General features: G+C 63.9%; 27 protein-coding genes and 1 tRNA gene. 18 read left to right on the top strand and 10 right to left on the bottom strand.

What is annotated here, in order from left to right; translation table 11 throughout:
* The first annotated feature begins 164 nt into the window (after window positions 1-164).
* The 12 genes from AC1DMA_RS00205 to AC1DMA_RS00150 are packed head-to-tail and all read left to right on the top strand — an operon-like array spanning window position 165 to window position 6146.
* Window positions 165-464 carry a hypothetical protein gene (locus AC1DMA_RS00205; RefSeq protein ID WP_478142875.1) on the top strand — a complete coding sequence of 100 codons (300 nt, stop codon included), beginning with the start codon at window positions 165-167 and terminating at the stop codon, window positions 462-464.
* Window positions 461-643 (top strand): hypothetical protein, encoded by a 183-nt coding sequence (locus tag AC1DMA_RS00200; protein ID WP_478142874.1) that lies wholly within the window; start codon window positions 461-463, stop codon window positions 641-643. The genes AC1DMA_RS00205 and AC1DMA_RS00200 overlap by 4 nt, the downstream gene beginning before the upstream one ends.
* Window positions 640-870, top strand: a complete 231-nt coding sequence (locus AC1DMA_RS00195) for a hypothetical protein (RefSeq protein ID WP_478142873.1) — start codon at window positions 640-642, stop codon at window positions 868-870. The genes AC1DMA_RS00200 and AC1DMA_RS00195 overlap by 4 nt, the downstream gene beginning before the upstream one ends.
* The gene (locus AC1DMA_RS00190) at window positions 867-1091 is read left to right on the top strand and encodes a hypothetical protein (protein ID WP_478142872.1); all 225 of its coding nucleotides are present in this window, start codon (window positions 867-869) and stop codon (window positions 1089-1091) included. Before AC1DMA_RS00195 ends, AC1DMA_RS00190 begins: the two co-directional genes overlap by 4 nt.
* The gene (locus tag AC1DMA_RS00185; protein ID WP_478142871.1) at window positions 1091-1303 is read left to right on the top strand and encodes a hypothetical protein; all 213 of its coding nucleotides are present in this window, start codon (window positions 1091-1093) and stop codon (window positions 1301-1303) included. Before AC1DMA_RS00190 ends, AC1DMA_RS00185 begins: the two co-directional genes overlap by 1 nt.
* A gap of 8 nt (window positions 1304-1311) precedes the next feature.
* Window positions 1312-1686, top strand: coding sequence for a hypothetical protein (locus AC1DMA_RS00180; protein ID WP_478142870.1), 375 nt, complete (start codon window positions 1312-1314; stop codon window positions 1684-1686).
* Complete coding sequence (locus AC1DMA_RS00175; RefSeq protein WP_478142869.1) at window positions 1686-2039, top strand: hypothetical protein; 354 nt, start codon at window positions 1686-1688, stop codon at window positions 2037-2039. Before AC1DMA_RS00180 ends, AC1DMA_RS00175 begins: the two co-directional genes overlap by 1 nt.
* On the top strand, window positions 2036-2692 hold the full coding sequence (locus tag AC1DMA_RS00170) for a hypothetical protein (protein ID WP_478142868.1): 657 nt from the start codon (window positions 2036-2038) through the stop codon (window positions 2690-2692). The genes AC1DMA_RS00175 and AC1DMA_RS00170 overlap by 4 nt, the downstream gene beginning before the upstream one ends.
* A gap of 16 nt (window positions 2693-2708) precedes the next feature.
* The gene (locus tag AC1DMA_RS00165; RefSeq protein WP_478142867.1) at window positions 2709-4883 is read left to right on the top strand and encodes a ParB/RepB/Spo0J family partition protein; all 2175 of its coding nucleotides are present in this window, start codon (window positions 2709-2711) and stop codon (window positions 4881-4883) included.
* On the top strand, window positions 4880-5455 hold the full coding sequence (locus tag AC1DMA_RS00160; protein ID WP_478142866.1) for a hypothetical protein: 576 nt from the start codon (window positions 4880-4882) through the stop codon (window positions 5453-5455). The genes AC1DMA_RS00165 and AC1DMA_RS00160 overlap by 4 nt, the downstream gene beginning before the upstream one ends.
* A complete protein-coding gene (locus AC1DMA_RS00155) occupies window positions 5452-5853 on the top strand; it encodes a hypothetical protein (protein ID WP_478142865.1) in 402 nt (133 codons plus the stop codon). Before AC1DMA_RS00160 ends, AC1DMA_RS00155 begins: the two co-directional genes overlap by 4 nt.
* Entirely contained in the window at window positions 5850-6146 is a 297-nt protein-coding gene (locus AC1DMA_RS00150; protein ID WP_478142864.1) for a helix-turn-helix transcriptional regulator, read from the top strand. Before AC1DMA_RS00155 ends, AC1DMA_RS00150 begins: the two co-directional genes overlap by 4 nt.
* On the opposite strand, the gene AC1DMA_RS00145 is transcribed toward AC1DMA_RS00150, so the two are convergent.
* From AC1DMA_RS00145 to AC1DMA_RS00120, 6 genes are all read right to left on the bottom strand, one after another.
* Window positions 6143-7183, bottom strand: coding sequence for a DUF4062 domain-containing protein (locus AC1DMA_RS00145; protein ID WP_478142863.1), 1041 nt, complete (start codon window positions 7181-7183; stop codon window positions 6143-6145). The two genes, AC1DMA_RS00150 and AC1DMA_RS00145, sit on opposite strands and share 4 nt — an antisense overlap.
* 163 nt (window positions 7184-7346) lie before the next feature.
* Window positions 7347-8753 (bottom strand): 30S ribosomal protein S12 methylthiotransferase RimO, encoded by a 1407-nt coding sequence (gene rimO, locus AC1DMA_RS00140; protein ID WP_478123427.1) that lies wholly within the window; start codon window positions 8751-8753, stop codon window positions 7347-7349.
* A 39-nt stretch (window positions 8754-8792) separates the two neighbouring features.
* Window positions 8793-9326, bottom strand: a complete 534-nt coding sequence (gene phaR / locus AC1DMA_RS00135; protein ID WP_478123428.1) for a polyhydroxyalkanoate synthesis repressor PhaR — start codon at window positions 9324-9326, stop codon at window positions 8793-8795.
* Between the two features lie 126 nt (window positions 9327-9452).
* Window positions 9453-9818: a hypothetical protein gene (locus tag AC1DMA_RS00130; protein WP_478123429.1), complete on the bottom strand. Its 366-nt coding sequence runs from the start codon at window positions 9816-9818 to the stop codon at window positions 9453-9455.
* 188 nt (window positions 9819-10006) lie between these two features.
* Window positions 10007-10083: transfer RNA gene (locus AC1DMA_RS00125), tRNA-Val, on the bottom strand.
* A gap of 47 nt (window positions 10084-10130) precedes the next feature.
* On the bottom strand, window positions 10131-12272 hold the full coding sequence (locus tag AC1DMA_RS00120) for a RelA/SpoT family protein (RefSeq protein WP_478123971.1): 2142 nt from the start codon (window positions 12270-12272) through the stop codon (window positions 10131-10133).
* Window positions 12273-12518: 246 nt separating this feature from the next.
* Here AC1DMA_RS00120 and AC1DMA_RS00115 point away from each other — a divergent pair, with 246 nt between their 5' ends.
* The gene (locus AC1DMA_RS00115; protein ID WP_478142862.1) at window positions 12519-13289 is read left to right on the top strand and encodes a 3-hydroxybutyrate dehydrogenase; all 771 of its coding nucleotides are present in this window, start codon (window positions 12519-12521) and stop codon (window positions 13287-13289) included.
* 33 nt (window positions 13290-13322) lie between these two features.
* On the opposite strand, the gene AC1DMA_RS00110 is transcribed toward AC1DMA_RS00115, so the two are convergent.
* Window positions 13323-13994 (bottom strand): SIMPL domain-containing protein, encoded by a 672-nt coding sequence (locus tag AC1DMA_RS00110; protein ID WP_478142861.1) that lies wholly within the window; start codon window positions 13992-13994, stop codon window positions 13323-13325.
* A 96-nt stretch (window positions 13995-14090) separates the two neighbouring features.
* Window positions 14091-14450, bottom strand: coding sequence for a hypothetical protein (locus AC1DMA_RS00105; RefSeq protein WP_478123432.1), 360 nt, complete (start codon window positions 14448-14450; stop codon window positions 14091-14093).
* Window positions 14451-14621: 171 nt separating this feature from the next.
* Between AC1DMA_RS00105 and ompR the strand changes: the two genes are divergently transcribed.
* Entirely contained in the window at window positions 14622-15353 is a 732-nt protein-coding gene (gene ompR / locus AC1DMA_RS00100; protein ID WP_028250078.1) for an osmolarity response regulator transcription factor OmpR, read from the top strand.
* Window positions 15354-15436: 83 nt separating this feature from the next.
* A complete protein-coding gene (locus AC1DMA_RS00095; protein WP_478143335.1) occupies window positions 15437-16885 on the top strand; it encodes a sensor histidine kinase in 1449 nt (482 codons plus the stop codon).
* Here AC1DMA_RS00095 and ispF read toward each other — a convergent pair.
* Together ispF and ispD are read right to left on the bottom strand one after the other, a co-directional pair.
* Window positions 16876-17361, bottom strand: coding sequence for a 2-C-methyl-D-erythritol 2,4-cyclodiphosphate synthase (gene ispF / locus AC1DMA_RS00090; protein WP_478142860.1), 486 nt, complete (start codon window positions 17359-17361; stop codon window positions 16876-16878). The two genes, AC1DMA_RS00095 and ispF, sit on opposite strands and share 10 nt — an antisense overlap.
* Entirely contained in the window at window positions 17354-18070 is a 717-nt protein-coding gene (gene ispD / locus AC1DMA_RS00085) for a 2-C-methyl-D-erythritol 4-phosphate cytidylyltransferase (RefSeq protein WP_478142859.1), read from the bottom strand. Before ispD ends, ispF begins: the two co-directional genes overlap by 8 nt.
* A 129-nt stretch (window positions 18071-18199) precedes the next feature.
* On the opposite strand from ispD, the gene mfd reads away from it, so the two are divergent.
* Genes mfd through AC1DMA_RS00070 form a run of 3 tightly spaced genes read left to right on the top strand, consistent with a single transcriptional unit; the run spans window position 18200 to window position 23665 of the window.
* Window positions 18200-21682, top strand: a complete 3483-nt coding sequence (gene mfd / locus AC1DMA_RS00080; RefSeq protein ID WP_478142858.1) for a transcription-repair coupling factor — start codon at window positions 18200-18202, stop codon at window positions 21680-21682.
* Window positions 21679-22389, top strand: coding sequence for a phosphoserine phosphatase SerB (gene serB / locus AC1DMA_RS00075; RefSeq protein WP_478142857.1), 711 nt, complete (start codon window positions 21679-21681; stop codon window positions 22387-22389). The genes mfd and serB overlap by 4 nt, the downstream gene beginning before the upstream one ends.
* Window positions 22390-22393: 4 nt before the next feature.
* A complete protein-coding gene (locus tag AC1DMA_RS00070) occupies window positions 22394-23665 on the top strand; it encodes a cystathionine gamma-synthase family protein (protein WP_478142856.1) in 1272 nt (423 codons plus the stop codon).
* Window positions 23666-23675 lie beyond the last annotated feature (10 nt).

Here is a 23675-nt window from a genome sequence, read left to right as displayed (position 1 = left end):
TTCCCTGCACCGCCACGGAATCCCGCGACTTCCTCACATTCATCGGTGATTTACCTAACTTTGGAGCGCAGGCGGACCCACTGATTCTTTGATCCTACCGAATTCGGTTGCATTGAGATTCCGAATCCGGTAGATTCGGCGCCGTCATCACGACGGAGGCCGAAATGCCATCACAGTCCCAGCCGACTCCGCTCGGCACCCCGACGCCGACCAGCGCGCCGGTCCAACCGCCCTCTGTAAGGCGCCCGCCGCCAGCGAACAACCCGCCCGGCTTCCGCCCGACTAACAGCACCGGCCGCATGAGCGCGGTGCTGTTGGTCGCCAGCATCAAGCGGCACTTTCCTTACCTCTGGCCCGACGAGGCGCAGACCTTCGCTGCCAGCGTGGCCGAACGACGCTCGATCAACGCCTCGCACGAGATCGCCCGCCGCATGGGCGCACGCATGCCTGGAGCCGCAGCATGAGCGCGCAGCACACGCCGGGGCGCGATGAGCCCACTTCGCAGGAATATCGGCGCAAGGTCGCAATGTGCGAGAGCGCGCTCATCGAAGCTCGCGAATTCGTTGCTCGCCTGAAAGTCGGGACGACGCCGCAACGCCGCGACGCGCTTCTCGCAATCATCGATAAGGCGCTTGAATCATGAGCGCGCAGCACACGCCGGGGCCGAAGCCCTCGCCCGCTCAACTTGCGGTCATGCGCAACCTTGCGGCTGGCCGCTCTCCCACAACTCACCTGCGCAGCATGAGCGAGTTCGGCGGATACACCGCGACGAATGCTTCGCTGCATCGCAGGGGCTGGATTGATGACGGCGGCTTTATGACTGACGCCGGCCGAGCCGCTCTCGCCAAGGCCATCGGAAGCGACTCATGAACCGGCGCGCGCTTCCCGCCGGCTACACCGCGCCCACGCCGCTCCACGGCCGCTGCCTCCAGACCTGCAGAGGCATCAAGATCGGCGGCGCCCTGGCGCCCCGCATGCCCGAGTTCAGCGCCGACGCCGAACGCATCCAGGAGGCACTCCTCGAGCGCCGCACCGCCGCAGCGCGCCCGCTGCTGCAGCGGATCGTAGGCGCCGCCTGGAGGTGGTGCTGATGAGGCCCGAGCGCACCGCCGACGTCATCGAAGGGCTGGAGCGGCGCCACCTCGAGCTGCTCGACCAGACCCGCAAGCTGCACGGTGGCAGACCGCCGACGCGCCAGGCAGCGGGCGGCAGCGTCGCCAAGTGGGTCCTGCTTGCGCTGGTGGTCGCCGCCATGGTCCTGGCGGTGATTGCGCTGGCCCTCTCGGGCCTTCCACTGCCATGAGCGCCGCCGTGGCAGTGCAGACGCCTGCACAAGGCTCCGACATGTTCGCCCTCGTGGGCGAGGACATGGCCGCGCACGGCGACTTCCTCGTCGAGATCCACGGCGTCATGGCCCACGCGGCCACGGTTGCCGTCAAGTTGGTCGGCGAGGACCAACGCCCCCTCCCGGTGCTTTGCATGGACATCCGGCCGCTCTCCGGCCTGAAGCGAACGATCCACGCGGAGCAGATCTACAGCGAGGCCACCAGGAAGGAGGCCGAGCTCAAGGCCGCCACGCTGAAGCGAGGCGCGCACATCTCCATCACCACGAACCTGACCGGCATGCGGATCACCTTCCCGCACGTCAAGCACGTGGCCCTCATCCCCCCACCTGAAAGCAACTGATGGCCACCATCACGATAACCATCGTCGACCTGCCGGACGGCAGCGTGAGCGTCCGGACTGACGCTGAACGGCCTCTCGTCGGCCGCGGAGTCACCGTGGCGGAAGCGCTCGCCATGGAGCTCCTCGGCACCGCCTTCAAACGCAACGCCGAAGTCGTCTACGACCCGCACCAGGTGCCTGCCATTTCCCTCGCCCTCGAGCTGCTCGACCCCGAAGGGTTGGGCTTCTCCGTGACGGCCGAGGTCCGCAACCGCGCACGCGACGTCCTCGGCCGACCAGGTCACCAGCGCGAACGGATGCCCGGCGTCGACATCGATCGCGTGTACCTCACCCGCCAGATCACCGGACGATGAGCTCAATCGCCACGCCGCGGCAGCACTACAGCCGCGAACAGTACGACGGCGCCGAGTTGCAGTCGCGCTCGAGCCGACCAGGCGCGTATGACGCAATGCGGCTGCCGAGCCTGTTCAATGGCAAGACGCGCATCCCCGGCGTCACGCCACTGCCGCCACCGATCGCATATGTGCCGCCGCCCCCGACGCCCGCCCCGATGCCGGCCCCGACACCGGCAGCACGCAAGCAAGGCGCACTCCGCAAGCTGACGCCTGGACGAGTGTCGTTGACGACGTACACGCCGCGCTCTGGCAGCGCACCGGACCGCGTGCTGAGTCATCTTCGCAACGTAGGCGGCTCCATCACCTACATCGAAATCGCGGCGCTGTTCGGCATTCCCCAGGCAACGATCACAGCCAGCTTCAAGCCGGCCCTGAAAAAGGGCGCGCTGGTGCGGCACTTGATCGACGGCCATGTCGCGCTGTCGCTGCCCGGCTTCACGCCGCCCGCGCCCGACCCGGAGCTGACCGAGCGCACTGCGCTGCTCGCGCTGCGCCAGGCCGAGCTCAGGCAGTGGCACGAGTACGTGCGTCGGCTCGGCGCGCGCTCCCTCCGCATCCGCATGCCGATCCTTCGGCCCCTTTTCCCACCTGACCACAACCCGGCCGCGTAGGCCATTGGAGCAATCAATGTCCCTCAAGGAATTTTCAGCCGACAGCGGCACGGCCCTCGCCGACCAGGTTGACCAGGCCACCCAGCCGGGCGACGAATTCATGGTGATCGACCTCGCCTTAATCGTGGCCAGCGCCACGAACCCGCGGACCGTCTTCAACATCCCGCGCCTGCAGGAACTCGCCGAGAGCATCAAAGCCAGCGGCGTGCACCAGCCGGTGCTTGTGCGACCGCTGCCGCTCAGCCGCATGCAAGAAACTTTCGAAGGCCGGCGCAAGGGCGAGCGGCCTGCCTACGAACTTATCGCCGGCGAGCGCCGGTACCGCGCGAGCAAGCTGGCCGGCGTGGAAACCATCCCCGCGATGATTCGCCACCTGACCGATGAGCAGGTACTCGAGGTGCAGCTGATCGAGAACCTGCAGCGGGACGATCTCCACGCGATGGAGGAAGCCGAAGGGTACGAGAGGCTGTGCAAGGCGACCGGGATCACGAAGGAGGACATCGGCGCAAAGATCGGCAAGAGCCGCGGCTATGTCTACGCGCGGATCAAGCTGCTGAAGCTCTGCGAGGCGGCCCGCCAGGCGTTCTACGACGGGAAGATCGACTCGAGCCGCGCCCTGGTGATTGCGCGCATCCCCGACACCCAGCTGCAGCAGAAGGCGCTCGACGAAGCGACCAGGACCGACTGGCAAGGCAGCGTGCCGAGCTTTCGCAGCTTCCTGCAATGGGCGCAGCAGAACGTGATGCTGCGGCTGGACGCGGCGCGCTTCAAGATCACCGATGCATCCCTGGTGCCCGAAGCGGGCAGCTGTAGAGACTGCACGAAGCGCACCGGCTGCGAGCCGGACATCTACGCGGATGTCGACAGTGCCGATGTGTGCACCGACCCAAAGTGCTTCCACGACAAGGAAGCCGCGCACGAGGCCAACGTGGTCGCCGAGGCGCAAGCCAAGGGCCAACGCGTGATCACCGAGCGTGAGGCCAAGAAGCTCTGGCCATGGGAGCACAGCAAGATCGAAGGCTACACGCGCATCGATCGCCCCGACAGCCGCGTGGGCGGCAGCAAGATGCTGAAGACCATTCTAGGCAAGGATGCGCCCGAGCCGATCCTGATGCAGAACCCGCACAAAGCCGGCGAGCTGATCGAGGTGCTGCCCAGGGACAAGGTCACCAAGCTGCTGAAGGACTCGGGCCGTATCACTCCACAGCAGGCGCGCAGCGACCGCGTGGTGAGCGCCGACGAGGCCAAGCGCAATGCCATCGCGAAGTTCGAGAAGACTTGGCGCAAGCGCGCCATCACAGCGGTCCATGCGACCATGGCCGAGGCGGTGCACGGCAGCGAGATCAGCGAGCGGGTGTGCCGCCTCATCGCCAGCGAGTTGCTCGGCGGACTGCGCGGCGACGAACGCCAGCATGTCTGCGAGCTGCTCTGCCTCGGCAAGCTTGCCGACCGCGCCGCTATCGAGGACTACCTGCGCAGCGCCAGCGTCGTCCAAGCCGAGCAGTGCATGTACATCCTGCTCATGCAGCAAGACATGCTGCAGCTGATGAGCTGGTCCACCGGCAAGGCGCTCGAGGCCGAGCGCATCGAGGCTGTGGCAGCCGACTACCAGGTCGACCTCGAGCCGATCCGGGCGGCCGTGAAAGACGAGCTGGAGCAGGCCCTGCGCCCCAAGAAACCGACGCTCGCGGCCGAGCAAGCCTCGCCGACGCCGGCGAAGACCAATCGCGGAAAAAAATCGTCTCCCCCGCCTGCGGCGCAAGCACCACGCGCGAGAAAGAAATCTAAAGAAGAAGTCCAGCTGGACATCGCGCTCGCGTTCCAGGAGCTTGATCACGCGCCTGACGGCGCAGAGCAAGAACGAGCGGCTGAAGCCGCTCAGGGACAGGACCACGCGCCTCACGGCGCAGCTCAAGAGGAAGGCGCGGCACCTGCCGCGCTCGCGCCCTCCTCCGAAGTCGCATGGCCATTTCCGACCGGGGCCTCCCGCAAAAAGCGAGTCGACGTCGGAGTCAAGGTGAAGGTCAAGGAAACGCTCGCGGGCACCGGCGGCGATCACGCCGGCAAGGAAGGCGTGGTGAGCGGCCAGGTGGTCGGCGTGGACCGGTGGCAGGTGAAGTTCCCCGGCCGCGGCGGCAAGGCCTCCAAGATCGCAGAGTTCGACACCGACATGCTCGAGGTGCAGGCATGAAGCCGGGCCGCCCCATTCACGGCGGCTACGCCGAACCGAAGGCTGAGCCGAACGCTCGCTGGTGGTCACCGCCGGATTCGTTCGGCGCGAATTGGCTAACCAATGGCGCTGCACTGCACCCGCTGACCGTCAATCTCGTAGTTCGGTTCGCTCGCGCGCTCGCCGCCAAGCTGGCCGCCGCTGAAGTGAAATACGGCTACAGCGACGGGTGGCGCTCTGCCGACTGGATCGACGAATGCCGGGCGAAGTTGCTCGAGCACATTGCGAAGGGCGACCCGCGCGACGTGGCGGCCTACTGCGCGTTCCTCTGGCACCACAGCGCAAGAACCACCGCCGACGCCGAGCAGGCAGCAATGGCAGAGGCCGTGAAGGATTGGACCTATCACCCCGGCGTCAGCGAGCAGGCAGCACCGAAGGCCAAGCCTCTGCGCGACTTGCTCGAAGAGGCCCACAACGGCCTGAAGTGGTACCGGGACGCGCACCCAGAGGACAACAGCGGCGCAGACGACGAGCTCTACGCGCGCATCGAGGCCGCTCTCGCCGTGCCATCTGGAGCGAGGCAAGCCGAATGACTCTCGAGCAGCTTCTCCGGCCCACACGTCCTGCCCTCGTGGCGTTGCGTGAAGGCGTGGCGACAGAGCAGCAGTGGCATACGCTGGCCAGCGCCGTCGAGACGGCCCTGGTGATCGACGTCCGCGGAGTCGTCAAAGGCCTACGTGGCCACCTTCTCCTCGGCGAGCAGGCACTGGCCGGCATCAGGCAGCGAGCGATGGACAGCGGCACCTGGTGCCCGACGCCGCTCTACCTGCAGGAGCTGGACGACATCACCGAGGCCTTGCGCCTTCACGAATACCAGCTCGAGCAGATGGGCGCGAGCCGCATCGCCAGAGCGCTGCGGGCAACGAAGCCGCACGCGCGCCACGCCGGCTGCGCCAGCCACGCGCGACATCAATGGGAGCAGCCAGCATGAATGACCAGGTCGACTTGCAGGCGCTCGCACGCGAGATCGCGGTGCGGATGGCACCGGACGCGCTGCTCGAGGCAGAGGACGTTGGCGCCATGCTGAAGTGCACCGGCAGGTACGTGACGGAGCACTACGTCGCAGCGCCAGGCTTTCCGAAGCCGCTGCGACTCACCGGCCGAGATGGTCGCCGGAGTAAGCCGAGATGGCGGCGCTGTGACATAGTCGCTTGGGTCGAGTCTCACATCGGTGGCCAATCGAAACGCGGCGGCCGCCCTCGGCTCGCAGCCAACTACGACTAGGCTGCCCTGCTCTTCACCGCGCGAAGTTCCATCAGCGTCTGTTTGCCCTTGGGGGTCAAACCCCAGTACAGGTGCATGGTGCCTGCCACGGACTTTAGGTAGCTGACCTTCACCAACCCAAGGGCCTCAAGGTGAAATTTAACCGTGCCAAAAAAGTCATGATCCACGCGGTGGATGGTGAAGTTGTTCACGCGCTCATCCATTCCCAGCTCAAGAAGCGCTTCGCCCAGCTTTGCCTCGACCTTCGCGTCGGGGGGATGCTCTAGGAGCAGAGGGCCCACCGCGTTGAAGACTTGCGCCCATGTCCACTTGATCTTGGTCTTGTTTTCGCGTCCGCCCATGCGCTTATGGCTAAACGGCACTTCCACAATCTCGTCCAGCCCGGCCAAATTCAACACACTTGTAGGCTGCGCCTGCAGTTCAGAGATCTCACGAACTAGGCGTTCGTTCTCGTTTCCGAGTCGGTCGATCTCCTGGGCCAACTTCCCAAGGCTATCGGCGTCTCCACCGCGCACCCATCCGACAATGCCCTCCCGCAGTGCGATCTCTCTTAGGGATTCGAGGACCGCCAACTTGACATCCTTTTCGTCATCGCAGAAACGAGAAACCCTGCCTAGGACGTTCTCACGAAAGAGCAGCAGCTTTGCCCCGTGAGTAGCACTTTCTGCCATAGCGCTGCCAAGCTCCTTCACCCGAAGCTTCAGTGCGGCATCGCTCATCACGATCCCAAACATTGGCAGACCCAATTCCTGGGCGTACTCGTACTCCAGCTGTGTGTAGCTCTTGCCAGAGACAGGCTCAATTGATCCGTAGCGCGCGCCGACTATCAACATGTAGGCGTCGGAATTTTTGATCCATCGTTTGATCACTTCGAGCTGCGACTTGTCGCCGGCGGCGAATAGCTCCATGCCCGCCGGAATGTTTCCGGAGAGGAGCACGCCCTCGACCGCGGCTTGCCGCTCTGGCCTCAGATCACTGAAGGTTGATGAAATGAAGATTTGTAGTTTTTTTTCCATACCTGCAGCTGAAGCGGTCACGTTTGGGGACGGACTCGTCCCCAAACCTGTAGAAACCCGCATGGATAAAGACCTTTGATGCCTCTTCTGGGCACCAAGTTTAAGTTCACCCTTTCCGGGTTTTTCGATTCAAGCCACCGGTCTCCGGTGGCTTTTTCGTTGGGGCTGCCCAACATCACCAACATCAAATGGGCAGCGCAATCAGGTCGTGTCCCTCAGCGCCGACGACGCGTGCGCGAGTGAACTCACCGACCTTCAATGTCTTGCTGATCTTTTCCGGCGGCAGCAGCCGCACGATGCCATCGATCTCGGGCGCATCGGCGTAGCTGCGACCGACGCCGCCCTTGCGTCCCAACCCGGGTGCCGAATCCACCAACACCTGCATCGTGGCGCCGATTCGCTTGCGCAGCTTGGCAATCGACACGGCCTCCGCGACTTCCATGAAGCGCGCACGCCGTGCTTCGCGCTCTCCCTCCGGCAGCATCCCTGCAATGTCGTTCGCAGCGGCGCCCGCCACAGGGCTATAGGCGAAACAGCCTGCGCGGTCGATCTCCGCCTCGCGGATGAAATCGAGCAAGTGCTCGAACTCTTCCTCCGTCTCACCGGGGAACCCGGCAATGAAGGTGCTCCGAATCACCAATTCGGGACAGACCTCCCGCCAGCGCGCGATGCGTTCCAGATTCTTTTCGCCGCTTGCTGGCCGCTTCATGCGGCGCAGAACGTCGGGATGGCTGTGCTGCAACGGCACATCGAGGTAGGGCAACACTTGTCCGCTGGCCATCAATGGAATGATCTCGTCGACGCTCGGATAAGGATAAACATAGTGCAGGCGCACCCACGCCCCATAGGGCGCTGCGATTTCACCCAGCGTCCGAACAAGCTCGAGCATTCGCGTCTTGACCGGCTTTCCGTCCCAGAATCCGGTGCGGTACTTCACGTCTACGCCATAGGCAGACGTGTCCTGGCTGATCACGAGCAGTTCCTTGACGCCACCCTCGAACAAAGCCTTGGCTTCGGAAAGCACGTCGCCGACCGGCCGCGATACGAGGTCTCCTCGCATCGAAGGAATGATGCAGAACGTGCAGCGGTGATTGCATCCCTCGCTGATCTTCAGATACGCGTAATGGCGCGGCGTGAGCTTCAGCCCGGCAACCCCGAACGCCTGCGGCACCAGATCGATGAACGGATCGTGCGGCTTGGGCAGGTTCGCATGCACCGCATCCATCACTTCCTGCGTCGCATGCGGACCGGTGACTGCCAGCACGCTCGGGTGCATCTGGCGTACGAGGTTGCCGCCCCCGTCACCAGTTTTTGCGCCCAGGCAACCAGTGACGATCACGCGACCGTTCTCGGCCAGAGCTTCACCGATCGTGTCGAGGCTCTCCTTGACGGCGTCGTCAATGAAGCCGCAAGTGTTGACGATCACCAGGTCGGCACCTTCGAAGGTCTTCGAAGTCTGGTAGCCCTCGGCACTCAGTTGGGTAAGGATCAATTCGGAGTCGGTAAGGGCCTTTGGGCAACCAAGGCTCACGAAACCAACTTTCGGCGCAGTTGGCGCGGCAATTCGTTCGGGGGAGGCAACTTCGCTCATATCCCCGTATTGTCCCAGCTATCGACCGTCCTGCCTCTTTCAGGGACGCTTGATGCCAAAGGCGCCCAGGACCTGTTCAGTGTTCTTCTGCATCTGCTCCTGCATCTGCAGGAAAACATTCTTGGACTGCTCGACGTAATTCCCCATCAGTCCTTGAAGCACCGGAGACTGCAAGGCCATGAATCTCGACCACATCTCCGGCGTCAGCCCTTCGGACTTTTCGGCAAGCTGGGCCTGCACCTCTGCCATCGCCTGAATATTCTTTTCGAGATACGGCCCCATGTAGCTTTGCATCGCCTGGCCATAGAACCGGATGATGCTGGCGAGAACCTGCTCGGTGAACATGGGCGCCCCGCCCGCCTCTTCCTCGAGGATGACCTGCAAGAGGATGCTCCGCGTGAGGTCGTCGCCCGTCTTGGCGTCGCGCACCACGAACAATGCCTTGTTCATGACGAGCTGCTTCACCTCCGCAAGGGTGATGTAGCTGGAGGTTTCCGTGTCGTAGAGCCTTCGGTTCGGATACTTCTTGATCACCCGCTGGACCGGCTTCACACCGGACTTCTTGCTCTGCACTAGGAACTCCTTCGGTTTCGCAACAATTGGTGCGCGAACAATTCTAGGGAGCGCTCATATTGCACTGCGCCAAGGTTTACCCTGACCGGAGAAGAAGGAGCGGGAGAAGCCAAAGAGGAAGAAGCTTCAGTCCACCGATGTCGCGTATTCGGCGCCACATGTCTTGCAAATTCCAGTCTCGGGACGGGTGTCGGTCGCTTCGCGATATTGCAGTGGGTTCTTCGTGCCGTTGAACACCCAGCAGCGAGGGCAGTGTTCCTGGCCTGCGAGTGGCAGGTAGCCGCGGGCCCGCTGCTCGGCGCGTTCCCGTGTGACGGGCGTCCCGTGGCGGACAGTTCGGGCGACGTCTTCAGCGGCCATGGTTCCAGCGCGCCCGTTGGCGCGATCGTTGAGGCCGTAGACCACGCGAGCGAATTCGAGCGGCGCCTGGCGCACCAGCGCCGCGATTCGGAGTTCTTCCTGCGAAGGATCGATCTCGGCGGCAGTATTCATCGGTTCCTAAACCTGGTGCATTGAGGTGAATGCAGTCAAGGTAACACAACTGCCGCGTCAGTCGCCAGTCGCCCGAACGCCATAGAACGATGGCTGAGCTATGCCGAAAAACAGAGGGAAGAGGAGAGAGGAAGAAGACTTTGATCAGCTGCGCATCTGGTGGTTAATCAGATGCTGTGACCAAAAATTGGTAGGCGCGATTGGACTCGAACCAACGACCCCCACCATGTCAAGGTGGTGCTCTAACCAGCTGAGCTACGCGCCTAGGTTGTATTCGAGAGGCCGAATTGTAGCAGGCTCCGAGAGCACTTTTTAACGGCGTCGTGCAGAACGCACACCTGTCACTCCCGACACCACACCCAACACCTGAGTGAGGCGTGCGGCATCGCTGATTTCGATGGTGAACGTCATCCACGCGGTGCCCTTCACCGACTGCGTCTGCACGCCGATGACGTTCATCTTCTCGCGCGCGAAGACGTCGGAGATGTCGCGCAGAAGGCCCTGCCGGTCGGCCGCTTCGACGGCCACGTCCACTGCATAGACGGAGCCGGCATCGCCTTTCTGCACGCCCCATTCGACATCGATGACGCGCTCGGCGTTCTGACTGGCCATCGAGCGGAAGTTGCTGCAGTTGGCGCGATGGATGCTCACGCCATGGCCCTTGGTCACGAAGCCGCGAATCGCATCGGGCGGCGCAGGCTTGCAGCACTTGGCGAGTTGCGTCATCAACGACGAAACGCCGACGACCAGCACGCCGCCGCGCCCTGCCTGGTCGCTGCCGCGCGCCTTCTTGATGATGACCCCATCGTCCGGCCCGGGCGCTGGCTCGGGCGGCCGCAGCAGCACCTCGATGTTGCGCAGCGAGAACTCGTCCTTTCCCACCACTTCGAAGAGGTTGTCAGCGGACTTGAAACCCAGTTGCGACGCAAGGTCGTCGAGCTTCAGCGCGGTCTTTCCTTCGCGCTGAAGGAGCCGTTCGACGGCTTCCCGGCCACGCGCGACGGTCTCGTGGGTGATCTGTGCGTTGAACCATGCCCTCACCTTCGCGCGCGCACGATGACTCGCCAGATAGCCCAACTCGGCGTTGAGCCAGTCTCGCGATGGGCCACCTTCCTTGGCTGCAATGATTTCGACGGTCTGCCCGTTTTGTAGCGGCGTGTTGAGCGGCACCATTGCGCCGTCGACGCGCGCACCGCGACAGCGATGCCCAAGGCTCGTATGAACGGTGTAGGCAAAGTCGACCGCCGTCGAACCCTGCGGCAGTTCGACGATTGCCGCATCGGGTGTCAGCACATAGATGCGGTCGTCGAAAAGGCCCTGCCCTTGCTGGCCGCCGGACAGGTCCCGCTCCCACGCGAGCAGTTGCCTGAGCACTGCGATCTTGGCGTCGTATTCGCCGCTCGCCCAGACGCCCGCATATCCCTTGTGCCCAGCTTCCTTGTAGGCCCAGTGCGCGGCCACACCGTGCTCAGCGTGGTCGTGCATTTCCTCCGTGCGGATCTGGATCTCGATCGGCTTGCCCGCATGCCCATCGACGACTTCGCGAACGACCGTATGCAGGGACTGATAGCCGTTCGGCTTCGGGCGCGCGATGTAGTCGTCGAACTCCTCGTCGATCGGCTGGAAATGAGAATGCACCCACGCCAGTGCCGCATAGCAATCCTTGACGTCCGCGACAACCACGCGCAGCGCCATGATGTCGAAGACCTGTGCGAAGTCGAGCGACTTGCCGCGCATCTTCTTGACGATGCTGTAGATGTTTTTCGGCCGCCCCTGCACCTTGGCCCTGACTCCTTCGGCAGCCAGGTCTCTTTCGAGACGTGTCCTCAATTGCTCGACATAGCCTTCGCGCTCGACGCGCTTTTCGTCGAGCAGTCGTGCTATGAGCTTGTAGGTCTCCGGCTCGAGGAAACGGAACGAGAGGTCCTCGATTTCCCATTTGACCTGCCAGATACCCAGGCGATTGGCCAGCGGCGCGAACACTTGCAGCGATTCGCGCGCCACGTTCTCGGGCGGCGGGCGCTTGCTCGCGGCGGCGTAGCGCAGCGTCTGCAGTCGCGACGCGAGACGGAGCATCACCACGCGCAGATCGCGCGAGAACGCAAGGAGCATCTTGCGCACGTTCTCGGTCTGGGCGCCGACGCCATCCGCCGCATGAACGCTGGCAGTGGCCGAGCGCGCCTGCTTCTGCACGTGCACGAGTTTCGTTGTCTCCACGGCCAGCGCCGCGAAGTTGTCGCCGAAAACCTTGGCGATGACTTCCTGCGGCCGATTGAGGTGCTGGCAAGAATAGACAAGATAGCTGGCGGCCTGCATGGCCTCCGACCCGCCCATCGACGAGACGATGGCCGCAACCGCATCGGCATGGGAGAGCGTGTTCTCGCCAGTGTCCAGCGTTTCGTCCGCGATCAGGGGCTCGGCGAAAGCCCGCGCCCGCGCGAGCATGTTCTCCATCACCGGCGCGCGCTCGGCGGTTGCCGCCGACAGCGGATAGTCGACCACCTGCGAATCCGAAGCGGGCGGGACGTGCAAATTGGTCTGTTCGCGCTTCACTTTGTCGAATGCAGAAGGATTGCCCGCGGTGCCTGCCAGCAAGCCTCACGGAGGACGTGATGAGAAGCGAGCGCGGTCATGGAAGAAGCGAATTCGCGGTGAAGATAATGGTCTCGTTGCATCCTAATTCATTCGGAGATCGTCATCATGCTCAAAGGCAAAACCGCGCTTGTCACGGGGTCCACCAGTGGCATCGGCCTTGCTATTGCGAAGGCGCTTGCGCAGCAAGGCGCGAACATCGTGCTCAATGGTTTCGGCGACGCGGATGGCCCGCGGGCCGAGATCGCCGCTATGGGCGTCAAGGTGGAATACCACGGCGCGGACATGAGCAAGCCAGCGCAGATCGAGGACATGATGAAGTTCGCTGCCGCCCACTTCGGCCGCATCGACGTCCTGGTCAACAACGCCGGAATCCAGCACGTTGCCAAGGTCGAGGACTTTCCGCCGGAAAGGTGGGACGCCATCATCGCCATCAATCTTTCCAGTGCCTTCCACACGACCCGGCTGGCCGTACCGGCAATGCGGGAGACCAACTGGGGCCGCGTCATCAATATCGCATCGGCGCATGGCCTTGTCGCGTCGGCGCAGAAGTCGGCCTACGTGGCAGCCAAGCACGGCATTGTCGGATTCACGAAATCGGTGGCACTCGAAACGGCCACCACCGGCGTCACCTGCAATGCGATCTGTCCGGGATGGGTCTTGACGCCGCTGGTGCAAAAGCAGATCGAAGACCGCTCGGCACGCGAAGGTATTTCAGTCGCCCAGGCGCAGAACGACCTGCTGGGTGAAAAGCAGCCTTCGCTGCAATTCACCACGGTCGATCAGTTGGGCGGGCTCGCGGTGTTCCTGTGCTCGCCGGCGGCCGATCAGGTGCGGGGCGTCGCCTGGCAGGTCGACGGCGGCTGGACCGCGCAGTAGGCGACGTCCAGCCCCAGCCTGCAGCAGGCGGTCTTACTTGAGCTGCACAGAGCCTGAGACGTTGACGATGACGGTCGTGGTGCCGGCTTCGATCGGCACCGGCGCGTCGGCCGAAGCCATCTTTGCGCCTGCATCCATTGCCATCATGCGCGGGCGGATCGGGCCGCCCATGTGGGCGTTGACCGACACCTCGCGAAGCGTATAGCCACTGAAGCCGAAGCGCTTGGCGAGTTCGTCGGCGCGTTGCTTGAAGTTGTCGATCGCAAGCGCCTGTGCTTCAGTTTGCGACTTGGCCTGCTGCTCACGGCTCAGGCTGAAGCCGACGTTGCTGACGGTCAGCGTAGAGATCTTCGCCGCCGTCTGGGCGATGCGCGGGAAGTCCCGGCCTTCGAGAACCAGTTCGGCGGTGCCTTGCCAGCCCGTCAGCTTGCCGTCGCGGCTGCGTCGGGGAAAGAGGCTGAAATTGCCGGTGTGAACGTCGAGTTGGCCCGTTTGGGCGTTCTTGCGCGCTTCGGTGAGCGCTGCATCGAGGGCCGTCTTCAGCTGGGTTTGGACGCTGGCGGCATCGGAGCCGTCGCGCGTGGTCGAAAGCGTCATGCTGAGTTGGTCCTGCTGCACCTCGATCGACGAGTCGGCCGACAGTTGCAGCACATTCTGCGGTGATGGCAGCGTCACGTTCTGGGACCATGCAGCGGTGGCACTCATCAGGACGGCGCATACCGCGAGTCGTTTGATGTTGATCAATTCAGGAAACCTCAAGTCAGGTGGTGGAAAGTAGGCGGCGCCCGCACGGGGCGCCACTCAGCGACGCGGCCGTCCTGGCGAATCCAGCGTGATGCCCTTGGTAGCGGGTACCGGTGCGATACGGTCCATACGGTCGATTCGGTCAGCAGTCTGGGTTTCTGCCGACCTGGCAATATCCTGCCGCGGAGCCGGAGACCATTGCTGGCGCACCTGCTGCCTCAGCTGCGCCAACTCTGCAGCTGTCAGGCGGCGGCCGCCAGCCATCTCGCTGCGCTTGACACCGATACTGGGCCGTTGCGCGTCGGAGCCGTCGCTCCGCCGCTGGTCGTTGACGTTCATGAAGCTGAAGCTCCCCGCCCAGCCGGTGAGGCAGAAGGTCGTGAGCAAGACAGGTACCGCGAATTTATTGGTTTTCATAAGGATTGCGAGACTTCCAAGCCCACTTTGCCATCGCTGCGCAATGCGGGAACGTCCGGAAGGCTAGCGGCCGCAAGTTTTGTAACTTAGTGTCAAACCTTTCGGGAAACCGGCTCAACGACTCCGCAACACCCTCAAAATTGGTGCTGTTACAAATTTGGCGTTGTAAAAATGAATCAAGCTCCAGCACGCACAGACAAGATCGTGATCGTCGACGACGACGCACGCATCCGCGACCTACTCCGCCGCTACCTCACTCAGGAAGGTTTCGAGGTGATCGTGGCCGAAGACGGCAAGGCTCTCAATCGCATCCTGCTGCGAGACACGGTCGACCTGATCGTCCTCGACCTCATGATGCCCGGTGAGGACGGCCTTTCGGTCTGCCGACGACTGCGCGCAGCCAACGACCGCACCCCCATCATCATGCTCACGGCCAAGGGTGAGGACGTGGACCGTATCGTCGGCCTCGAGGTTGGCGCCGACGACTACCTCGGCAAGCCCTTCAATCCACGCGAGTTGCTGGCCCGCGTGCACGCGGTGCTCCGCCGCCGTCCGCCGCTCGAAGCACCAGGCGCGCCATCGACCGACAACGAAACGGTGAACTTCGGGCCGTTCAGCTTTGACCTCGGCTCGCGCACGCTCAAGAAGGATGGTGAAGAGTTGTCCTTGACCACTGGCGAGTTTGCGATGTTGAAGGCGCTCGTGCGTCATCCCAGACAGCCGCTTTCTCGCGAAAAGCTGGCGCAGCTGGCGCGCGGCCGCGAGTTCGAGCCCTTCGACCGCAGCCTCGACGTCCAGATCTCGCGCCTGCGCAAACTGGTCGAGTCGGATGCCGCAGCGCCACGCTACATCCAGACTGTCTGGGGCGTTGGCTACGTGTTCGTGCCGGACGGCACGACCTGAAAGCGTCGAGATCCGTGGCCGCCACGATCGGCCCCCAGACCACCCAGCCGAGCCCGCTCGCAGAGGACAGCTCCCAGGGCACGCTGCCGAGCCCGCTGGATGCCCTCGGCCAGCGTCGGCGCCGGACCCGGCTGCAGCTCGGGCTGAGTCTTTTCTGGCGGACCTTCTTCTTGCTCGTGCTGCTGCTGGTCGGCTGCACGGTCGCGTGGCTGCAGACTTTTCGCGCGCTCGAATACGAGCCGCGCGCCATCCAGACCGCGCACCAGATTGCCTCGCTCGTGAACCTCACTCGCGCGGCGCTGGTGTATTCGGACGCCATCACCCGCGTTTCGCTCATCAAGACGCTGGCCGACCAGGAAGGCGTGCGCATCCTGCCGCGCGAACCCGGCGATCGCTTCCTGCCCTACACCAGCGGCGCGCTGGACCAGCGGGTCACCGAGGAGTTGATCGCCCGCCTCGGCGAGGGAACGACTGTGGCGAGCCGCGTCAATGATGAGCCCGGCCTCTGGATCGGCTTCACCATCGAAAGCGATACCTATTGGCTGCTGGTCGACCCCACCCGCTTCAGCCGTCTCGATCGCCGAACCTGGCTCATCTGGCTCGCGACCACCATGGCGCTGTCGCTGGCGGGCGCGGCGCTGATCACCCGGCTGATCAACCGGCCGCTCAAGCAGTTGTCGCAGGCAACGATGCAGGTGCGCGAAGGCGAATACGAGGCGCACCGCCTGGACGAGCGCGCGCGGACCAACGAAATCCGGGCGGTGAACGTCGGCTTCAACCGCATGGCCGACCAGCTCGCCAAGATCGAGCAGGATCGCGCCGTGATGCTCGCCGGCATTTCGCACGACCTGCGAACTCCGCTGGCGCGATTGCGGCTCGAAACCGAAATGAGCGTGGCCGATGAGGACGCGCGCGATCACATGGCCGCCGACATTGCGCAGCTCGACGCGATCATCGACAAGTTCCTCGACTACGCACGCCCGGACCATGTGGACTTCAAGCCCGTGCTGCTGCGTGACGTGATCGACGCCTGCACCTATGCCGTTCAGGATCATGAGGACATCAAGATCACGGTCGATGTGGCGTCCGATCTGCGGGTGATGGCTGACGAAGTCGAGTTGCAGCGCGTGATCTCCAACCTCGTCGAGAACGCACGGCGCTACGGCAAGACGCCATCGACGGGCGTGGCCGATATCACGATCCAGGCGCAGGCGCACAACGATGCGGTGCTGATCAAGGTGCGCGACCACGGCGCGGGCGTCGCACCTGCCCTGCTTTCGCAGCTGAGCAAGCCGTTTTTCCGGGGTGACGTGGCGCGAACTTCCGCGGCCGGCGCCGGGCTGGGTTTGTCCATCGTCACGAAGAACATCGAGCGCATGGGCGGCACCTTTGCACTCACGAGCACGCCAGGACGCGGACTGGCTGCGCACATTCGCATGCCGCGTGCGGCATCGGCCAAACCTGATCCTTCAGCATCGAAGGACAAGGAGGCACAAGGCCAGGCAAAAAGGGAATTCGGCGTTCAGCGGTGAATCAGCACGATGGCGCGCGCTTCCATGGCGCGGCCCTCGCCCACTGGCCCGAGTTTTTCGGCGGTCTTTGCTTTCACGTTGACTTGGTCGATGTCGACGGCAAGCGTCGCGGCGATGCGCTTGCACATCGCCGGGATGTGAGGCGCGAGCTTCGGCGCTTGCGCGATGACGGTGCTGTCGACATTGCCGATCTGCCAGCCCGCGGCACGCACCCGTTGTGCGGCCTCGGCCAGCAGGACAGCCGAGTCCGCGCCGAGAAACTGCGGATCGGTGTCCGGAAAATGCCGCCCGATGTCGCCGAGGCCCGCCGCACCCAGCAATGCATCCGTGATCGCATGCAGCAGCACATCGGCGTCCGAATGACCCAGCAGGCCGGTGATGTGCGGCACTTCGACGCCGCCGAGCACCAGCTTGCGGCCGGCGACCAGCTGGTGAACATCCCAGCCCTCGCCGATGCGGAAGTTGAAATCAGTCATGGTGCGTCGTCCGCCGGCTGCGCAGAATCGCTTCGGCGAGCGCAAAGTCCTCCGGGAACGTGAGCTTGAAGTTCTGGCCGCTTCCTGGAACCAGCAGTGGCGCGAGGCCGACCGACTCGATGGCACTGGCCTCGTCCGTCACTGCATCACCGGCGCGCTCCAGCGCATCGAGCAGCATGCCGATGCGAAACATCTGCGGCGTCTGAGCAAGCCATTTGTCGGCGCGGGTTGCCGTGCTGGCGACGCGCCCGTCGGGCGAAGCGACCTTGAGCGTGTCCGCCAGGCGATGCGCCAGCAAGCCGCCGACGGCATCGTGCTCGCAAGCAGCGATCAGGGCTTCGATCTGCGTTGGTGTCACCAGACAGCGCGCCGCGTCATGAACCAACACCCAATCGTGAGGCCCGGCCCCAGCCTGGCGCAGTGCCCGCAAGCCATTGCGAACCGTCGCCGCGCGCGTAGCGCCGCCGACTCGCAGCAGGTGTTCACCTGCCGCTGGGAAGCGAGGAAGAACGATCCCCACCTCAGCGTCTTCCGGCGCCACCGCCAGCGCGATGCCCTCGAACAGACCCTTCAGAGACCGGAAGACCTCCAGCGTGTGCTCCACCACCGGGCGGCCAGCGATGCGCTGATACTGCTTCGGCCCCTGTCCACCGGCGCGAATTCCGGACCCCGCGCAAGGGATCAGGACGAAAAATCTGGAAGCTGACATGGGTGCGACATCGGCCTGCGACAAAAGAGCAGCCATTCTAGAATCCGCTTTCACACCCCTCGCCGCCCGGCGCGGGGTGTTCTGCATTCCCCGGGCATTTTCAGGCTTCCCAGGCTCTCCAGGCACTTCATGGACCTCCCTCAACTCACGGCCGGCAAGCGTTTCACGCTGCCGCGCCCACCGCTGTCGGCCGATGCACTGTTGCTGGCGCAATTGGCTCAACGCGAAAAGTCTGCCGGCCGTGCAACCGCCGTGATCACCGCGGACGCGACCGATGCACAGCGCCTCATCGATGAGATCGCATTCTTTGCGCCCGACCTGCGCTGTGCGCTCTTTCCGGACTGGGAGACGCTCCCCTACGACGCCTTCTCGCCGCACCAGGATCTGATCAGCGAGCGTCTGGCAACCCTCTGGCGCATCAGCCAGAAAGAGGCCGACGTGGTGCTCGTCCCGGCGACCACGGCGCTCTACCGGCTCGCGCCGCCCGGGTTCCTCGCGGGCTACACCTTCCAGTTCAAGAGCGGTCAGAAGCTTGAAGAGGCGAAGCTCAAGGCCCAACTCACACTGGCTGGCTACAGCCACGTCACGCAAGTCGTGAGTCCCGGTGAATACGCAGTGCGCGGCGGGCTGATCGATCTGTTTCCCATGGGCTCCCCAGTGCCCTTCCGTGTCGACCTGTTCGATGACGAGATCGATTCGATCCGCACCTTCGACCCGGACACGCAGCGCAGCCTCTATCCGGTACCCGAAGTGCGCCTGTTGCCGGGCCGCGAGTTCCCGATGGACGACGATGCGCGCACGCGCTTTCGCAGCCGCTGGCGCGAACTTCTCGAAGGCGACCCCACCCGCAGCCGCATCTACAAGGACATGGGCAATGGCGTCGCGACGGCGGGCATCGAGTACTACCTGCCACTTTTCTTCGAAGAAACCGCGACCGTCTTCGATTACCTCGGCAGCGAAGCCACCGTCGTGCTGCACGGTGACCTCGAACCCGCTTTCCAGCATTTCTGGCAGGACACCGGCGAGCGCTACCGACTGGTGCGTGGTGATCCCGAACGGCCGGCGTTGCCGCCCGAAGCACTTTTCCTGAATGCCGAGCAGTTCTACCAGCGCGCCAAGCCCTACGCACAACTCGCCATCCGCGGCGATGTGGCGACCGAAGCGCCTTACGCCGAATTCGACGTGCTTCCGGCCTTTGCCGTGGTTCGCGGCGCGGACGACCCGCTTGTCAAGCTCAAGGAACACATCCGCGTCACGCCGCACCGCGTGCTTTTCATCGCCGAAAGCGACGGCCGGCGCGAAAGCCTGCTCGACTTCCTGCGCGCCAGTGGCGTCGGTCCGCCGGCCTTCGATTCGCTCGCCGAATTCGAGGCGTCGCCGGACGAGAAGATCGGCATCGCCACCGCCGCGCTGGTCTCCGGTTTTGCATGGCGTGAACAAGGCATCGACCTCGTCACCGAAACCGAACTCTTCGCCGCCGCGCCAACCACGCGCCGCCGCAACCGCAAGCAGGAGCAAGTCAGCGACGTCGAAGCGCTGATCAAGGACCTGAGCGAGCTCGCCATCGGCGATCCGGTGGTGCATTCCGCACACGGCATCGGGCGCTATCGCGGGCTGATCAACATGGATCTCGGCCAGGGCACGGGACCTGACGGCAAGCCCCTGATGCAGGAAATGCTGCATCTGGAATATGCCGACAAGGCCACGCTCTACGTCCCCGTGTCCCAACTGCATCTCATCAGCCGGTATACCGGCGTCAGCGCCGACGAGGCGCCCCTGCACAAGCTCGGCTCCGGCCAGTGGGAAAAGGCCAAGCGCAAAGCGGCGGAGCAAGTGCGCGATTCGGCTGCCGAGTTGTTGAACATCTACGCGCGCCGTGCCGCGCGTGAAGGCCACGCGTTCCGCTTCTCCGCGGCCGACTATGAGGTCTTCGCCAACGATTTCGGATTCGACGAGACGGCCGACCAGAAGGCCGCCATTCACGCGGTCATCCAGGACATGATTTCGCCGCAGCCGATGGACCGCCTGGTTTGCGGCGACGTGGGCTTCGGCAAGACCGAAGTGGCGTTGCGCGCCGCATTCATCGCGATGACTGGCGGCAAGCAGGTCGCCTTCCTCGCGCCCACCACGCTGCTGGCTGAACAGCACTATCAGACACTGGTCGACCGTTTCGCGAAATGGCCAGTCAAGGTCGCCGAGATGAGCCGCTTCCGCTCGGCCAAGGAAATCACCGCCGCATCCAAGGGCCTCGCCGATGGCAGCATCGACATCGTGGTCGGCACGCACAAGCTGCTTTCGCAATCGGTCAAGTTCAAGAACATGGGCCTGCTGATCATCGACGAGGAGCATCGCTTCGGGGTGCGTCACAAGGAAGCGATGAAGGCACTGCGCGCGGAAGTCGACGTGCTGACGCTCACCGCCACGCCAATCCCGCGCACGCTGGGCATGGCGCTCGAAGGCCTGCGCGACCTGAGCGTCATCGCCACCGCGCCGCAGCGGCGACTCGCGATCAAGACCTTCGTGCGCAATGAGGGCACGGGCGTGATCCGCGAAGCCGTGCTGCGCGAACTCAAGCGCGGCGGACAGGTCTACTTTCTGCACAACGAGGTCGAGACGATCCAGAACCGCCGCCAGAAGCTGGAAGAAATCCTGCCGGAAGCGCGCATCGCCGTGGCCCATGGCCAGATGCCCGAGCGCGAACTCGAGCGCGTGATGCGCGACTTCGTGGCCCAGCGCTACAACCTGCTGCTGTGCTCGACCATTATTGAGACCGGCATCGACGTGCCGAGCGCCAACACCATCGTGATGAGCCGCGCCGACAAGTTCGGCCTGGCGCAGTTGCACCAATTGCGTGGCCGCGTTGGCCGCAGCCACCATCAGGCCTATGCCTATCTGATGGTGCCGGACATCGATGGTCTGACCAAGCAAGCGGCGCAGCGGCTCGACGCCATCCAGCAAATGGAAGAACTGGGATCGGGCTTCTATCTTGCGATGCACGACCTGGAGATTCGCGGCGCCGGCGAAGTTCTCGGCGAAAACCAGAGCGGCAACATGATGGAGATCGGCTTCCAGCTCTACAACGAGATGCTGTCCGAGGCCGTTCGCTCGCTCAAGGCCGGCAAGGAGCCCGATCTGCTGTCGCCGCTCAGCGTGACCACCGAGATCAACCTGCACGCACCCGCCCTTCTGCCCGACGACTACTGTGGTGACGTGCATCTGCGCCTGTCGTTCTACAAGAAGCTCGCGACGGCCAAGACGCCAGACCAGATCGACACGCTTCTGGAAGAAATCGTCGATCGCTTCGGCAAGCTGCCGCCGCAGGCACAGACATTGATCGACGTGCACCGCCTGCGCGTGCTCGCGCGACCCTACGGCGTGACGAAGGTCGATGCGGCGCCTGGTGTGATCAACATCACCTTCAAGAAGGACCCGCCAATCGATTCGATGAGCATCATCAATTTGATCCAGAAGAACAAGCACATCAAGCTCGCGGGCAACGAAAAGCTGCGCATCGAACGCGAGTTGAAGGAGCCCAAGGACCGCGCGCAGATGGTGCGCGACGTGCTTCGCAGCCTGGGCCAACCCAAAATACAGGAAGCCGCAACGGCATGAACGCCAAAGAACATTCGCCCGGGCTCGTCGTCCAGCGCTTCACGCCGCCGCTGGCGCTCGCCGATTTCAAGCTGATCGCGTTCGACATGGATTCGACGCTGATCAACATCGAGTGCATCGACGAGATTGCCGATGCGGTGGGCAAGAAGGCTGAGGTGGCCGCGATCACCGAGGCCACCATGCGTGGCGAGATCAAGGACTTCAAGGAAAGCCTGCGCCGCCGCGTGGCACTGCTGAAGGGCGTGCCGATCGATGCATTGCAGCGGGTCTATGACGAGCGGCTGCGACTGAACCCCGGCGCTGAGAAGCTCGTCTCGGCCTGCAAGGCGGCTGGCATGAAGGTGCTGCTGGTCTCTGGCGGCTTCACGTTCTTTGCCAATCGGGTGAAGGATCGACTGGGCATCGACTTCGCCCGCTCGAACCTGCTGGACGAAGCCGAAGGCCGGCTCACCGGGCAGGTCGTGCAGCAATCGTGGGGCGACATCTGCGACGGGGCCGAGAAGCGGCGGACCTTGCTGGAAGTGGCGTCGCTGCTCGGCATTTCCCCCGGCGAAACGATTGCGGTCGGCGACGGCGCCAACGACTTGCCGATGATGGGCGAAGCCGGTCTCTCGGTGGCCTATCACGCCAAGCCGAAGGTGCGCGAACAAGCCATGGTCGCGATCAACGAGGGCGGTCTCGACCGTCTGCTCGAACTACTGAGGTGACACCATGACCCACCCCACCGAAGCCAGCGACAAGAATCCGCCGGCAGCCTCGGACATCTTGCATGCCGATCGGCGCTTTGGCACCGAGCACGGCAGCATTCACAAGCCGATTCATACGGCGGTGCAGTTCGGCTTCGACCGGGTGGAAGACCTCATCGGCGTGTTCCAGGGCACGCTCAAGGGCAGCTACAGCTATGCACGCCAGGGCACGCCGACCACGGCCGCGCTCGAAGCCAAGATCACGTTGCTCGAACAAGGCATCGGCACCGTCTGTTTTTCCACCGGCATGGCTGCCATCAGTGCGGTCTTTCTCACGCTGCTGCGGGCCGGCGATCACATGGTCTCGAGCCATTTCGTGTTCGGCAACACCAACAGCCTTTTCGGCACGCTGGGCGACCTGGGCGTCGGTGTCACCAAGGTCGATGCGGGCTCGGTGGACAACGTGCGCGCGGCGCTGCGGCCGGAAACGCGGCTGGTCTTTGTCGAAACCGTTGCCAATCCCGGCACGCAGATTCCGGACATCGAAGCGATCGGCGCGCTGTGCCGCGAACGCGAGCTGCTCTACGTCGTCGACAACACGATCACATCGCCTGCCCTCTTCCTGCCGAAAACCGTCGGCGCGGGGCTCGTCGTAAATTCGCTGACGAAGACCATCGGCGGACATGGCGCCGCGCTGGGCGGAGCCGTGACCGACACGGGGCTTTTCGACTGGTCGGCCTACCCCAACATCTCGGTCAGCTATCGCAATCTCGATGCACGTCAGCAGGGCTTGCAGCAGCTTCGTAAGAAGGGGCTGCGCGACATGGGCGCATCGCTGTCGCCCGAGCAAGCCCACCGCATCAGCCTCGGCGCCGAAACCCTCGCGCTGCGTGTCGCGCAAACCAGCGCGACGGCGCTGTCGCTCGCTCGCTTTCTGCAGACCCATCCGGCCGTCGGCGCCGTGCACTACCCCATGCTGGAAAGCCATCCGAAGCACGCACTGGCGCTGCGGCATTTCAAGGCGGGCTCGTGGCTGCTCGCGTTCGAACTGCGCGCAGGCATCGACATGCTCGCGGCGCTTGACCGGCTCAGGCTTCCGATCAAGGCGACCGGACTGGGCGACAACCGCACGCTGGTGATTCCGGTCGCGCCGACGATCTACTGGGAAGCCGGAGCCAAGGTGCGGGCCGAGATGGGCATTGCCGATGGGCTCGTGCGCGTCTCCGTCGGGCTGGAATCCGCGGACGAACTGATCGCGGATTTCGATCGCGCTCTGGGTTCAGACATTCGCGCCTGACCGAGCGCGC

The organism is Variovorax sp. 05N34 (assembly GCF_056397405.1).
This window is presented reverse-complemented; position numbering and strand designations above follow the sequence as displayed.